This is a genomic window from Metabacillus rhizolycopersici, assembly GCF_020075705.1.
Genome location: NZ_JAIQUM010000049.1, coordinates 1 through 13,798 on the forward strand (window position 1 = coordinate 1; position 13,798 = coordinate 13,798).

14 protein-coding genes and 1 other annotated feature are annotated in these 13,798 nt (G+C 38.0%); of the genes, 4 read left to right on the forward strand and 10 right to left on the reverse strand.

The features are described 5' to 3' along the window. The 8 genes from K9V48_RS18525 to K9V48_RS18560 form a co-directional block, all read right to left on the reverse strand. A partial coding sequence (locus K9V48_RS18525) for a hypothetical protein (protein WP_224140656.1) occupies nucleotides 1–238 on the reverse strand: 238 nt, incomplete at its 3' end. 163 nt (nucleotides 239–401) lie between these two features. After that, nucleotides 402–2,816 (reverse strand): leucine--tRNA ligase, encoded by a 2,415-nt coding sequence (gene leuS / locus K9V48_RS18530; protein WP_224140657.1) that lies wholly within the window; start codon nucleotides 2,814–2,816, stop codon nucleotides 402–404. 145 nt (nucleotides 2,817–2,961) lie between these two features. After that, nucleotides 2,962–3,191 (reverse strand) — a binding site (T-box leader). A 300-nt stretch (nucleotides 3,192–3,491) separates the two neighbouring features. After that, nucleotides 3,492–4,268 carry a 3-hydroxybutyrate dehydrogenase gene (locus K9V48_RS18535; RefSeq protein WP_224140658.1) on the reverse strand — a complete coding sequence of 259 codons (777 nt, stop codon included), beginning with the start codon at nucleotides 4,266–4,268 and terminating at the stop codon, nucleotides 3,492–3,494. A gap of 18 nt (nucleotides 4,269–4,286) precedes the next feature. Then, a complete protein-coding gene (locus K9V48_RS18540) occupies nucleotides 4,287–5,606 on the reverse strand; it encodes a GntP family permease (protein ID WP_224140659.1) in 1,320 nt (439 codons plus the stop codon). Nucleotides 5,607–5,790: 184 nt separating this feature from the next. After that, nucleotides 5,791–6,984 carry an MDR family MFS transporter gene (locus tag K9V48_RS18545; protein WP_224140660.1) on the reverse strand — a complete coding sequence of 398 codons (1,194 nt, stop codon included), beginning with the start codon at nucleotides 6,982–6,984 and terminating at the stop codon, nucleotides 5,791–5,793. Nucleotides 6,985–7,183: 199 nt separating this feature from the next. Further along, the gene (locus K9V48_RS18550) at nucleotides 7,184–7,663 is read right to left on the reverse strand and encodes a GNAT family N-acetyltransferase (protein ID WP_251525027.1); all 480 of its coding nucleotides are present in this window, start codon (nucleotides 7,661–7,663) and stop codon (nucleotides 7,184–7,186) included. A 133-nt stretch (nucleotides 7,664–7,796) separates the two neighbouring features. Beyond that, nucleotides 7,797–9,116 carry an ABC transporter permease gene (locus tag K9V48_RS18555; RefSeq protein WP_224140662.1) on the reverse strand — a complete coding sequence of 440 codons (1,320 nt, stop codon included), beginning with the start codon at nucleotides 9,114–9,116 and terminating at the stop codon, nucleotides 7,797–7,799. After that, nucleotides 9,106–9,804, reverse strand: a complete 699-nt coding sequence (locus K9V48_RS18560) for an ABC transporter ATP-binding protein (protein WP_224140663.1) — start codon at nucleotides 9,802–9,804, stop codon at nucleotides 9,106–9,108. Before K9V48_RS18560 ends, K9V48_RS18555 begins: the two co-directional genes overlap by 11 nt. Before the next feature lie 251 nt (nucleotides 9,805–10,055). On the opposite strand from K9V48_RS18560, the gene K9V48_RS18565 reads away from it, so the two are divergent. Further along, nucleotides 10,056–11,186: an IS200/IS605 family accessory protein TnpB-related protein gene (locus tag K9V48_RS18565; protein WP_224140664.1), complete on the forward strand. Its 1,131-nt coding sequence runs from the start codon at nucleotides 10,056–10,058 to the stop codon at nucleotides 11,184–11,186. Next, nucleotides 11,183–11,497 carry a hypothetical protein gene (locus K9V48_RS18570; RefSeq protein WP_224140665.1) on the forward strand — a complete coding sequence of 105 codons (315 nt, stop codon included), beginning with the start codon at nucleotides 11,183–11,185 and terminating at the stop codon, nucleotides 11,495–11,497. Before K9V48_RS18565 ends, K9V48_RS18570 begins: the two co-directional genes overlap by 4 nt. Nucleotides 11,498–11,590: 93 nt before the next feature. On the opposite strand, the gene K9V48_RS18575 is transcribed toward K9V48_RS18570, so the two are convergent. Both K9V48_RS18575 and K9V48_RS18580 read right to left on the reverse strand, forming a co-directional pair. Further along, nucleotides 11,591–11,752, reverse strand: coding sequence for a glycogen biosynthesis protein GlgD (locus tag K9V48_RS18575; RefSeq protein WP_224140666.1), 162 nt, complete (start codon nucleotides 11,750–11,752; stop codon nucleotides 11,591–11,593). After that, entirely contained in the window at nucleotides 11,749–12,021 is a 273-nt protein-coding gene (locus K9V48_RS18580; RefSeq protein WP_224140667.1) for a YtzC family protein, read from the reverse strand. The genes K9V48_RS18575 and K9V48_RS18580 overlap by 4 nt, the downstream gene beginning before the upstream one ends. Before the next feature lie 236 nt (nucleotides 12,022–12,257). Here K9V48_RS18580 and mnmL point away from each other — a divergent pair, with 236 nt between their 5' ends. Both mnmL and mnmM read left to right on the forward strand, forming a co-directional pair. Then, a complete protein-coding gene (gene mnmL / locus K9V48_RS18585; RefSeq protein WP_224140668.1) occupies nucleotides 12,258–13,223 on the forward strand; it encodes a tRNA modification radical SAM protein MnmL/YtqA in 966 nt (321 codons plus the stop codon). Next, entirely contained in the window at nucleotides 13,220–13,792 is a 573-nt protein-coding gene (gene mnmM / locus K9V48_RS18590; RefSeq protein WP_224140669.1) for a tRNA 5-(aminomethyl)-2-thiouridylate-methyltransferase MnmM, read from the forward strand. Before mnmL ends, mnmM begins: the two co-directional genes overlap by 4 nt. Nucleotides 13,793–13,798 lie beyond the last annotated feature (6 nt).

Below are 13,798 nucleotides of genomic sequence, written 5' to 3' on the forward strand. Positions count from 1 at the left end.
GATCTTTGCTTTGGCCTTGTTCTTCGCTTTGAGCTTGATCTTTGCTTTGGCCTTGTTCTTCGCTTTGAGCTTGATCTTTGCTTTGGCCTTGTTCTTCACTTTGAGCTTGATCTTTGCTTTGGCCTTGGCTAGACGTTTCAGTTTCCGACTGATATTTATTTACATATTGTTCTTTTAATTTTTCAGCCTGCTTATCCTTAAGCAATTTCATTAAAGGAATCGGGATACGAGATTTCAATGAGACCCTCCTCGTATGACTACGTATTTATTGATATACTGTCACCATAAATGGTAATTTATCCATATAAGCTAAAAATAAGACAAGAATTTTATAGTTACGCTAAACGACAAAAAAACCCGGCTTGTAAGGACTACACTCTTACAAGTCGGGTTTCTTTCAATTAATTTGCAACAATGTTAACAAGCTTGCCAGGTACGGCAATTACCTTGCGAATTGTCTTTCCTTCAACATGCTCAATTACTCGATCGTCTTCAAGCGCAATTTGCTCTAGCTGTTCTTTTGTTACATCTTTTGCAACAAGAAGTTTCGCGCGTACTTTTCCATTTACTTGAACGACAATTTCAACTTCGTTTTCAACAAGCTTTGCTTCGTCGAATGCAGGCCATGACTCATACGTAATTGTTGTTTCATGACCAAGCTTGCTCCATAACTCTTCAGCTAGGTGAGGAGCGATTGGAGACACTAGTTTCACAAAACCTTCTACATATTCTTTAGGAAGGACTGTCGCTTTATATGCTTCATTAATGAAGACCATCAGTTGAGATATCGCAGTATTAAAGCGTAAACCTTCAAGGTCCTCTGTTACCTTTTTGACAGTTTGGTGGTAAACACGCTCAAGACCTTCACTTGCTTCAGCGACGACTTTCGGGCTTAACTCACCATTGTCTTCGATGAACAAGCGCCAGATTCGATCCAAAAATCTTCTTGCCCCATCGAGTCCAGTTGTAGACCACGCGATTGATGCCTCTAAAGGTCCCATGAACATTTCATATAGGCGAAGTGTATCTGCACCATGTGATTCAACAATTTCATCTGGATTTACAACATTCCCTTTAGACTTACTCATTTTTTCATTATTTTCGCCGAGAATCATTCCTTGGTTAAATAACTTTTGGAACGGTTCTTTCGTTGGTACAACACCGATATCATATAAAAATTTGTGCCAGAAACGCGCATACAATAAGTGAAGAACAGCATGCTCTGCTCCACCAATATAAATATCCACAGGTAACCATTGCTTTAATTTTGCGTCATCAGCAAGTGCCTCACTATTTTCCGGATCGATATAACGTAAATAGTACCAGCAGCTTCCTGCCCATTGTGGCATTGTATTCGTTTCACGACGGCCTTTTTTACCTGTTACAGGGTCCACAACATTCACGAAATCTTCAATAATCGCAAGTGGTGATTCACCTGTACCCGATGGCTTGATTTCCGTTGTTTTCGGTAAAACAAGAGGAAGCTCTTCTTCAGGAACAGCAGACATTGTCCCATCTTCCCAGTGAATAATTGGAATCGGCTCTCCCCAATAGCGTTGGCGGCTAAATAACCAGTCACGTAGACGGTATGTTACCTTCTTTTCCCCTTTATTACTTTCTTCAAGCCATGCAATCATTTTTTCAATCGCTTCTTGCTTACCTAGACCATTTAAAAAGTCAGAGTTTACGTGTTCACCGTCACCTGTGTATGGTTCTTTCGTTACATCTCCACCGCTCACAACCTCTTTAATAGGAAGTTCAAATTTTTGAGCGAACTCATAATCACGTTCATCATGGGCAGGAACCGCCATAATTGCTCCAGTACCATATGTAGCAAGAACATAATCAGCAATCCAAATTGGCATTTTCTCACCGTTTACTGGATTAATTGCATAAGCACCTGTGAACACACCTGTTTTTTCTTTTGAAAGCTCAGTACGTTCAAGATCACTCTTATGTTTTATTTCATTAATATAAGCATCCACTGCTTCTTTTTGCTCAGCAGTTGTGATTTTTTCAATATAAGCATGCTCTGGTGCTAATACTGCATACGTCGCTCCGAACAATGTATCAGGACGTGTCGTAAAGACAGTAAAGGTTTCATCGTGCCCATCGATTTCAAATGTTACATGTGCCCCTTCAGAGCGTCCAATCCAGTTACGCTGCATATCTTTAATGCTCTCAGGCCAATCAACATCTTCAAGATCTTCAAGTAATCGATCAGCATATGCGGTAATTTTAAGCATCCATTGTTTCATTGGACGACGTTCTACTGGATGCCCGCCACGCTCACTTTTTCCATCAATGACTTCTTCATTCGCTAAAACTGTCCCTAATGCAGGACACCAGTTTACCGGCACCTCGTCGATATAAGCCAAACCTTTGTCAAATAATTGTAAAAAGATCCATTGTGTCCATTTATAGTAATCAGGATCTGTTGTATTGATTTCACGATCCCAATCATATGAAAATCCTAGAGCTTGAATTTGTCTTCTAAAGTTATTGATGTTTTGTTCTGTAAATATTGCAGGATCGTTACCTGTATCAAGTGCATATTGCTCTGCAGGCAAACCGAAAGCATCCCACCCCATTGGATGAAGAACGTTAAAGCCTTGCATACGCTTCATACGGGATAATATATCTGTAGCAGTATATCCCTCTGGATGCCCAACATGTAAACCAGCACCTGACGGATAAGGGAACATGTCTAGCGCATAAAATTTCGGCTTGTTCGTATCCTCTGTTGTTTTAAATGTTTTATTATGTAACCAGAAGTCTTGCCACTTTTTCTCAATCTCTTGGTGATTGAAGCTCATCTGTTTTCCTCCTTATAAGCTTGTACTATTGTTTGTTTATCTTATGAATCGGTTGAACGGATCAAAGTTAGTTACATTTTTCTCATGCTTGACATGTTTACGGTGCTATCTTTTTATACAAAAAATACGAAAAACCCCCCATCCCAACAGGGACGAGAGGTTTAATTCCCGTGGTACCACCCAACTTTGGCATAGCAATATGCCCACTTTGACATCCGTAACGTGGATAGACGACAAATATTACTACACTCTTAACGAGGCTTTCACATTTGTAACTAAAAGGCGAGTTCATCAGTAAAAATCGGTTGACTCACACCACCCGTCAACTCTCTGAACAATTTTTTACAGATTACTATTCCTTCTCTCCGTTCATTTCGTATACATTATTAAGACTATTTTATATAAATTTGTCGGGATATGCAAGTTCGTACATAACAAATTTGAGAACGAACTTCAACTCTTATAGAATAAAACGAAAATCACCGGCAACTTCTCTTCAACGACTTTACCTAATCTACCATTTATCCCACTCTTAACGGGCAGTAAGACTCCAACCTCATGCTTCTCGAGTGTACAAAGAAGATAGGTGGAAGATGAACTGCCCGTAAAGGTCCGATAAGTGCGAACTAACCATCAGTGGGGGATGAAGGCCCCCCCCACTGATGGAAGTCTTATTTACTGAACCGTATATCCTCCATCCATTACAACAGCCTGACCTGTTACTCCTTTCGCTTTTTCACTTGCTAAAAAGAGTGCATAGTCTGCAACTTCACTTACGGATAGCAACCTTTTTTGTGGTATGAGTGGATAAAGAACTTCTTCAAGTACATTTTCAATGGAAATATTTCTTGTTTTTGCTAGGTCTTTAAATTGATTACGAACAAGCGGTGTATCCACATAGCCTGGGCATAAAGCGTTTACATTAATACCATAATCAGCTGCCTCTAAAGCAGCTACTTTTGTTAAGCCAATCACTCCATGCTTTGCGCTATTATAGGCTGCTTTTCCTGCAAAGCCAATTAACCCATTTATTGAGGAAATATTTAAAATTCGCCCAAATTGCTGTTTTTTCATAATCGGAAGTACATACTTTATTGTCATAAACGGTGCTACAAGCATCACCTTTATTAGCAATTCATATTTTTCTGTTGGGAATTCTTCAATATGCGCAACATGCTGTAAGCCTGCATTATTAATTAGTGTATCTATCCGGCCATACTCTTCTTTTATATGCTTAATAACGTCAATGATCTCTTGTTCTTGTGTAACATCACATTTTAAGCCAATTGCATGAAAACCTGCATCATTTAATTCTTTTGCACTTTCTACTACTTGCTCCTCATTCAAATCTGTTAAAACAACCTTTGCACCCTCTTTGGCGAAAGCCCTTGCTAATTCAAATCCAATTCCTCGGGCCGCACCTGTTATTAGTACAACTTGATTTTGCACCACATTCATCAACCTCTTTTCCTATATTCCTAGACCAAATGAAAATAGAATAATCGCTATAACCACCCCTATTGCAGGAACAATAACAGTTAGTGCACCAACTGCATTATAGGCATCCTTATGTGTTTCACCACAAATTGCACGAACTGTTGTTACAACATATCCATTATGTGGTAAGGAATCTAGTGCACCAGAGGAAATCGAAACAACGCGGTGCAATGCTTCAGTATTTACACCCATATCCATGTAGTGTGGGGCTAAAAGTGGTAATGCAATTGCCTGACCACCAGACGACGATCCTGTCATCCCTGCAATCACACTTACAGCGATAGCACCACCGATTAACGGGCTACCTGGAATATTAGTCATTGCAGTTACAGCTGCCTCAAATGCTGGTACAGCTTTTGCAACACCACCAAACCCAACAACTGCTGCGGTGTTTCCGAGGGCAATTAGTGCACCTGTTGTCCCTTCTGAAACAGCATTCCAAAACGAGCGAAAGTATTTACGGTTTAATAAATATGTTGCAATGACACCACCTAGTAAAGCAATAATTAAGGCGGATTGCTGTAAGGAATCATGGAAAATAAACGAGATAATTAAGACAACCAACAGTGGGATTAACCCTGTCCATGGATTTGGAAGCGCCTTGTCTTCATTTTCGGGATCATTGTCACGAGCAATAAACCTTTCTCCTCTTGCAACAGCTTTTGTAATCATTCTTCTTAACCACCAATAGCCGAAAACCATCATAAACACAGCAACAATTAAGCTTACTTCCCAACCAGCGTATGGAGTTGTACCTAAATATTCAATCGGAATCCAGTTTTGAATTTCTGGTGAACCTGCAGATGTCATCGTAAACGTAACCGAACCAAATGCTAGTGCTGCAGGAATAAAACGCCGTGGCAAATCAGCTTGCCTAAATAAACTAATCGCCATCGGATAGACAGAGAACGCCACAACAAATAAACTAACTCCACCATACGTTAAAACTGCACAGGAAAACACGATTGCTAGCACAGCTTGCTTCATACCAAGCTTTTCAACGATCCATTTTGACACACTATCAGCAGCTCCGCTATCCTCCATGACTTTTCCGAAAATGGCACCTAGTAAGAACATTAAGTACCAAGAACCAATAAATCCAGAAAATCCGCTCATATAGTTCCCTACTAGATTTGCCTCACCTTCCCCGACTAGCTGTGGAAAAAGCGGCAAGCCACTGAAGATAGCTACAAATAATGCACAGAGCGGACCAGCTACTAATAGGTTCATACCCCTCATCGTTAACCAAATTAATAGAGCTAAACCACCAATTAATCCAATCATACTTAGCATGTATTCCCCTCCCTATAAACGTTCGAAGCTCTTTACCTTCTACAAGTTGTCCTCCAATGCTAGTTAGTGCGAATCCTATAACAATATATATGTCAAGAATAACATTACATACATCTAAATCGAATAACTGAAAATTCTGATATTTTAACATAGCGGGGACTGTCCCCACTTATTCAGCCCTGTTTTATGAATGAACAGTTATTTCTTCAGTTTTAGCAGGATACTTTAGCTTTCTATCATAGATAAGTGTTGTAAAAATTCCGATGGTTAATAGACTAATAATAATCATAAAAAGGTAATTCATATGATAATAGTCAGCAATAATCCCACCTAGAAGAGGACCAATCATTTTTCCCCCTGTTGCCGCACTATTAACAAAACCTTGATAAAAGCCCTGTCTCCCATTTGGAGCTAAATCATCTGCGACCGTTGGTACTGCAGGCCAAACGAGCATTTCACCAAATGTTAAGATGATCATCGCTATTAAAAACCCGCTAAATTGTTCTGCAAACGCAGTAACAACAAACGAAACAATTAACAAAATAAACCCAACAATCATTTGCTGTTTTAACGTTTTCGCTACGTACTTTACAAATTGAGTAATAAGTGGTTGAGCGCATAAAATAAGAGCACCATTCACAGTCCATAAAACGCTATATTGATTTAAAGGGATGTTTAAATTCTGTGTATGTGAGGCAATTGTTGAAGGCCATTGGGCATATCCAACCCAACATAATAAATAACCAATGCATAAAATAGCAAGTGCAGTAAATTTTCGTGAACTTTTAGTGCCAGTGTTTTGATTTAAAATAGATGCATGACTTGCTTTTCTAGCATCAATATTTCGGTAACCAAGGAGTGCAATGATAAAAAAGACAACATAGAAAACTGCGTTCGCAACAAAACTATATTGAAAAGAAATTGAAGCAACGATTCCACCTAATGAAGCTCCAACAGCTACACCAACATTTTGTGCAACATAAATCACATTAAATGCTTTTCTCCCACCTTCAGGCCAAACAGTACCCGCAAGTGCATATGTAGCTGGAAAAACAATACCTGAACCAAAACCGATAAAAATTAGTAAATAAATATAGATTGGCCATCCATGGAAAAACATAAGTGTCACAACAGATACAAGTGTAATAACAATTCCTAAGATAATTGATTTAAACCCGCCAATTCTATCAAACAAAACGCCTCCGACAAGATTACCAACAACTGTAGCAGCAGCATTCAGCATGAGTACAATTCCTGCAACAGTTAACGTTTTGCCTAGGTGTTCATGAATATAGATCGTATTTATCGGCCACAAAAATGATGCGGCCATTACATTGATCACTGTCCCAATAACGAGCAACCATAGAGATCGTGGCATATTCACCCTCCTCAAAGTATAGATATAATTAAAAAATCACGGACAGCTACTTCATGCATCGATGCTTCCGTGACGTTTTTCTTTATCGTTTCCCTTGAGAATTTTAGCCGCTTTTTTTATGAATTGCAATCTTGAAAGTAGACGTTCTGTAATGTTTTAAAAATAGGAATTTACTGACTTTTCCAACAAAGCTTAGCCATTAATTTAACAGCATGTACATAAGATAATCATCTACGTATTTTCCACCAATAAGAAATTCATTAATCAGTTTACCTTGCTCAATAAATCCGCATTTTTTGTAAAATTCGATAGCCCCTTTATTTGTCGCCAAAACACGTAAAGATAACTTACGAAGCCCCTTTTCCTTTGCAATTGTCTTTCCTTTTTCGATTAACTGTTTCCCTATACCTCTAGCTTGAAATCTTGGATCAACAGCGATATCAATTTCCTTTACGTGTTGATTTGTTCCTAATGGTGTAGGAGATTGAAATCCTAAATAGCCAACTACTTCTCCATCAACAAGTGCAACAACTTGACTCCCTTCAGGATTTCTGATGGCAAATTCATTCACCGAGTTCCATTTGATCGTCCCTGGCGTTATATTTGGACTCCAGATTCGATGGTCTAGATCTATAAGTTGCTCAAAATCATTTTTTTTTGATAAGCGAATCTCTATCACTACCATTCACCTCTTTCATTTGCTCGTACCTGGAAAATGATATATTAGCCGGAATCATTATTATACCATCCCAAAATACAAAGATATCGATCGTAAAAAAGGACTGCTAAATTAGCAGTCCTCTCGGGTGTTCCTATAATTCTCTTCTCAAAGCTGATAACACATTAATATTCGTTGCTTTCACAGCTGGGCGTAATCCTGAAATGATCGCAACCCCAATACTAATTGCTGCAGAGATTAGAACAAGACTGACTGGTATATAAGAGAATGTAAAATCAATTTCACCTTCATTACCAGTCGCAGAATTTAAAATAATCGGTAGAAGCATGTTTGCTGCATAACTGATGACATAGGATATCGCAACGCCCAATACCGATCCAACGATGCCGATATATGCACTTTCCATTAGGAACAAGCGGCGGATGACACCTGGTTGTGCACCTAATGCCTTCATAATACCAATTTCTTGTGTTCGTTCTGTTACAGCCATTGTCATTGTATTGAAAATCCCAATCGAGGCGATCACAACTGCTATCGTACCAACGAAGATTAATCCTGCCTTAAATACATTAAAAAATAAGTTTACACTATCTAATTCCTCTGTTATCGAATAGACCATATAGCCTTTTTCTTTTAAATCATCAGTTACTTGTGCTACATGCTCTAATCCCGATGCATAAACGAATACTTGACTATAAGGATTATCAGTTACTGATTCATTTTCGTCAGTACTTACAAACGTAAGGATTTCATCTCTAAGAGAGTCGTTAATGTAAATACTTTGATCTCGAAACCAGTCTCTTGATGGTGCTTTCCCTACTCCAGATATTTTAAAGGTATATGATTTCTTTTCTTCCTTCCCATCAACATCCTTCAAAATCGTCATGTTAATTTCTTTTCCAACAAGATCTCCCTTATAGCCAGCAGGTTCTTCAATTGGACCATCAGATGATTCCATTTCTTTTTGATACTTCTCATTCTCTTCTTTTGTTAATAGGAGCTTTGCAAAATGATAGCCAACGATGACTTCATTTTCCGACTTAGGAACTTCACCTTTTTCCAATGCTAAATTCCCTTTCAGCTCTTCTTCCATATTCGTAATCGTAGGATAAACTTCACCTTTACGATCCTCGAATGTTACTTCTACAGGCATATCGATTGAATTACGACGGACAACAGCAGTTACATTATCTGTCTCCGCAAGCTCATCAAGGTTTTCCTTTTTGATCGCTTCTACTTTACCATTACTTTCCTTCGCCTGAACATTGACTTCCGTAATAATCTGTTGTGATTTTATTTCTTCCGTCATACTTTTTTGGATCCCAAATCCTACAGAAGCTAAAACGATTAAGAATGCGCATGCCATCGTTGTTGCTAAAATCGTCATAAATACACGTAAACGATTTTTTTTCATATTTTTTCTCATTAATAATAGTTGGTCTTTAAACTTCAACCGAAACACCACCTTCTATTAACACACCATCTTGTAATTGAAACTGATGATTACTTATTTTCGCTACTTCTTCATCATGTGTAATAATAAAAAAGGTAATTCCTTGTTCCTTGTTTAACTGTTTGATCAGATCTAAAATCTCTTTCTCTGTTTCAGAATCAAGACTGCCTGTTGGCTCATCTGCTAGGATAATACTTGGCTTTGTAATAAGCGCACGAGCAATACTTACACGTTGCTGCTGTCCACCTGATAGCTCGTTTGGGTAATGGTCTGCATGATTTTGTAGACCAACGCTTTGTAAAAGCTCCATGACTTGTTTCTTCCGCGCAGCCGAATCAATCCCTTTTAATGTAAGTGGCAACTCAATATTTTCAAACGTAGTTAAACTTGGGATCAATTGAAAGCTCTGAAAAATGAAGCCAAAATTGTCTAGACGAAACTTGGCCCACTTTTTTTCATTATAGACTGTAACATTTGTATCTTTAATGATGATTTCACCAGCTGTTGGCGAAATATAACCAGAAATCAAATTAAGTAAAGTCGATTTCCCCGAGCCACTCCGTCCAACAATTGAAGCAATTTCTCCTTTCTTGATCTTTAAGGAAATATTTTTTAAAACCGGTATTTCATTTTCATTCCCCTTTTTTCCTACCTTAAAGGAATGACTTAATTCTTGTACTTCAATCATGAATTCTCCTCCTATATTCTTCCCCATTTAGGTCAACGTCATATTTTTCTCATATAAAGCAAGGCTTTCTTCAGCTGGGATTTATCTTTTCTCCCTCTTGCTTTCCATTCACATATTACCTTTTGTATTATGTGTATCAATCCAATTAATACAGTTAATACAATAGTATCCATCGCTTAATTTGTCAAATGTTTTTTATGAAAAATAAAAAGGACCTACTTTACAGGTCCTCTCAAAGTGAACTTAAGAAAATGTACATTTCTACGAAAGAAGAACAAATCAAATCCGTAAAAAAGAAAAGCAAAACGACAAAAAGTAGATTAACTACTCTAACAAAAATCAAACACTCGTTCATCAAAGGAAAGCCATCCTTCAATAAAACCTCCCGTGAACAACAAAAAGGGAACTTTTTTGTTGTGGAGTTCAAAGAGAAAACGGATATTTACTATCACGCATATCAATTTGAACATCACTATTTAGATGTCCAAATAAAATCTCTTAAGAACCTATTAGGTCGATTAGAATTCCGTTTAGATCGACTTCAAAAACAACTTAAAACGTTAAAAAATAGTGAAAAAAGTGTGGTTTTTGGTGGTGAAAAACTGTTCAAAGGACAGCACACCTTAAACCATTATAGAAATAACCATAAACTTTGGGTAGAGGATTGGGAACAATCTCGTTACAGTAAAATGACGATTAGTGGTCGTAAGGACGCAAAATATGGAAATTTTGTCTTTGCGTATGTTTCAGAAACAAGAAATCTCCATTTCACCACTCTAAACGGTGTGGCAGTTGAAATACCGAATCTTGTCTTTCCTTATGGGCAAGAAAACGTTGAAAAAGTCATTCAATCACAAGTAAGTATGCCATCTAACTTGAAAAAGGATCATGGAAATGCAAGTGCTTGGTCTGTTGAGGATCACGGTGATTATTATCTTTTTAAATGCATCTTGGATATTCCTGAAGAGGAAAACATAAACCACAGTAAATCTGATGGTGTAGTTGGTGTGGATTTGAATGTGGACCACATCGCATGGTCTAACCTGAATATGAAGGGTCAACTGATTAAATCGGGTGTATTTGAGTTCGATTTAGAGGGGAAATCTTCGGGTCAAGCAACAAAAATGATTGAAGCAGAAGCGATACGATTAGTAGATTTAGCTGGTAAACTCAATAAACCAATCGTGATTGAAAAGTTAAATACAACGAAATCGAAAGTATCACATCCATACGGGAATAAAAAGGCGAATAAGAAAATGTCTATGTTTGCTTACCGTAAGCTTATTTCAGCCATAAAAAACCGTGCGAACAAGATGAGTGTGGCTGTATTCGAAGTCAATCCGACCTACACAAGTCAAATCGGTAAAATCAAATACATGTGAAGCGATTTGGTATAAGTATTCACCAAGCAGCTTCTTATGTCATTGCGAGAAGAGCAATGGGATTCAAAGAAAAGCTTCCACCAGTGTTGCATTCCCTACTACCGGAGAAAATAGTAGGTCTCCATCATTGGGTGCAATGGAAGTGGGTTTCAAGATGCCTATCTGACGTACATACCCATTGTTTGTATCAGATAGAACTTTCTATTCCTAGCAAGCATTACTCGATGAGTGATCTTTTTCCTCCAGGGGTTCTTCCAGACTTGGTGGAAACAGGTTTGTCTAAGAAGGAAAGTAGAAAAACCATTGCCTAGTTAAACGGGCAATGGTCTACTAAGTCACTTAGTATGTCCTTTTAGGAATCCCCTTCCTCAAAAATTTGGTAGAATTTTTGAGGAAGGGGTAGTTCAATCAACTCTTTGTTTTGACTTAATTGGCTGTCCTTTTTTTGCATTTTTCGCCTTTACTTCTTTAACAGCGTCAAAATCTTGACCAATTTCAAGATCATTGTTATTCACGCCATTTTTCGTTTTTTGCTCGGGATTATTTTGTTTTGACCGTTTCTTCATCGCTCGCCACTCCCTTTTAAGATCATCTGATTTTGTAAATCTTGTAACTGAAGTCTCATGCGATAGAGCTGGTCCTGTTGTTGATCATTGGCACTTAATGAAAGGTGATTAATATCGTTTACAGCATTCTCAAGCTCTTGAAGTGCTTTCGTATACTCTATTTCATTATAATGTTCCTGCTGTGCACCAGTTTGATATTGCTCCCGTGCGTAATCGATTGCTTGTGTACAACGCTGCAAATATTCGTCAACTGATTTTCTTGTTGCCATCTATATCTCTCCTCCAAACGATATGAAGTTTATCAAAGCTTCATCCGTTTTATTGTTTACAGTCACAGAAAAAACTTTCCTTTTAAAAAATGGTAAGTGGTCGGAAGCACTGTCATTCTAGTAAGCATCATGTTAAAATTTTCTGATGGGAATATTGTTGTTCGTTTTTACACAATTTTTAGTCACTTTTATCAATTTTTGTAAGTTTTAAAAACACATTTAGGAGGTGTACTGATTTGAATCAGACAAATCCATTCACGTTTGCATCTGACGACAAACGCTATCATACATGGAATTATCATTTACGAAATACATTTGGTCATAAGGTTTTTAAAATTGCTTTGGATGGTGGATTTGATTGCCCAAATCGCGATGGTACTGTAGCACATGGAGGTTGTACTTTTTGTAGTGCAGCGGGATCTGGGGATTTTGCGGGTGACAGGGCCGATGACCTTTTCACACAATTCAATGAAATTAAAAATAAAATGCATGAAAAATGGAAAGACGGAAAATATATGGCTTACTTCCAAGCCTACACAAATACTCATGCACCTGTTGACGTACTAAAAGAGAAATATGAGTCAGTATTGGGATTAGACGGTGTCGTTGGTCTATCAATTGCCACTCGTCCAGATTGTCTTCCTGACGATGTAGTCGAGTATTTAGCTGATTTAAATGAACGTACGTATTTATGGGTTGAGCTCGGCTTGCAAACTGTTCATGAACGTACAGCCATGCTTATTAATCGTGCTCACGATTTTGATAGCTATGTAGAAGGGGTAAACAAGCTGCGGAAACATGGTATTCGTGTATGCTCGCATATTATTAACGGATTACCGTTAGAAAATAACGAAATGATGATGGAAACTGCAAAAGCTGTGGCAGACTTAGACGTTCAAGGAATAAAAATTCATCTTTTACATTTATTAAAAGGGACACCGATGGTAAAACAGTATGAAAAAGGAAAACTCGATTTCCTATCTTTAGAGGAATATGTAACTCTTGTCTGTGATCAATTAGAAATCATTCCACCAGAAATGATTGTCCATCGCATTACAGGAGATGGCCCCATCGATTTAATGATTGGACCGATGTGGAGCGTCAATAAGTGGAATGTATTAAATTCAATTGATGCTGAACTAAAAAGACGTAATAGCTATCAAGGAAAATTTCATCGTAAAAAAGAGGTCAAACTGACATGAAGCTTCAAAGGATTTTACCATTCGCAAAACAACTTCTTCAAGCAGCAGTACAAGAAGGTGACATTGTCGTTGATGCGACAATCGGGAATGGTCATGACACCGTTTTTTTAGCCAAACTAGTCGGAGCAAAAGGATATGTTTTTGGTTTTGACATTCAAGAAGAAGCAGTTAAAAACACGACGATCCGCTTACATTCAGAGCAAGTAGAAAAACATGTAACTATCCATCAAAAAGGACATCAGCACATAAAAGCAACGATACCTACTCACCTACACGGAACTGTATCTGGAGCAATTTTTAATCTCGGGTACTTACCAGGTGGAGATCAAACGATTGTCACTATTCCGGAAACAACAATCTCAGCGATTGAACAGCTTTTAGAAATTATGAAACCAGAAGGTATCATCGTCATCGTTATTTATCATGGCCACCAAGAGGGGCAAGTTGAGCGAGATAACCTGATGGACTTTGTCAAAACGCTTGATCCACGTATTGCGCATGTCTTGCACTATCAATTCCTGAACAAGCAAAATAATCCACCATTTATTGTTGCGATTGAAAAGTGCTAAGAACAA

Excerpts from the sequence above, each read along its gene's own strand:
- leuS (WP_224140657.1), bottom strand. The coding sequence starts at position 2,816 with ATGAGCTTCAATCACCAAGAGATTGAGAAAAAGTGGCAAGACTTCTGG.
- K9V48_RS18540 (WP_224140659.1), bottom strand. The coding sequence starts at position 5,606 with ATGCTAAGTATGATTGGATTAATTGGTGGTTTAGCTCTATTAATTTGG.
- K9V48_RS18545 (WP_224140660.1), bottom strand. The coding sequence starts at position 6,984 with ATGCCACGATCTCTATGGTTGCTCGTTATTGGGACAGTGATCAATGTA.
- K9V48_RS18560 (WP_224140663.1), bottom strand. The coding sequence starts at position 9,804 with ATGATTGAAGTACAAGAATTAAGTCATTCCTTTAAGGTAGGAAAAAAG.
- K9V48_RS18565 (WP_224140664.1), top strand. The coding sequence starts at position 10,056 with ATGTACATTTCTACGAAAGAAGAACAAATCAAATCCGTAAAAAAGAAA.
- K9V48_RS18575 (WP_224140666.1), bottom strand. The coding sequence starts at position 11,752 with ATGAAGAAACGGTCAAAACAAAATAATCCCGAGCAAAAAACGAAAAAT.
- K9V48_RS18580 (WP_224140667.1), bottom strand. The coding sequence starts at position 12,021 with ATGGCAACAAGAAAATCAGTTGACGAATATTTGCAGCGTTGTACACAA.
- mnmM (WP_224140669.1), top strand. The coding sequence starts at position 13,220 with ATGAAGCTTCAAAGGATTTTACCATTCGCAAAACAACTTCTTCAAGCA.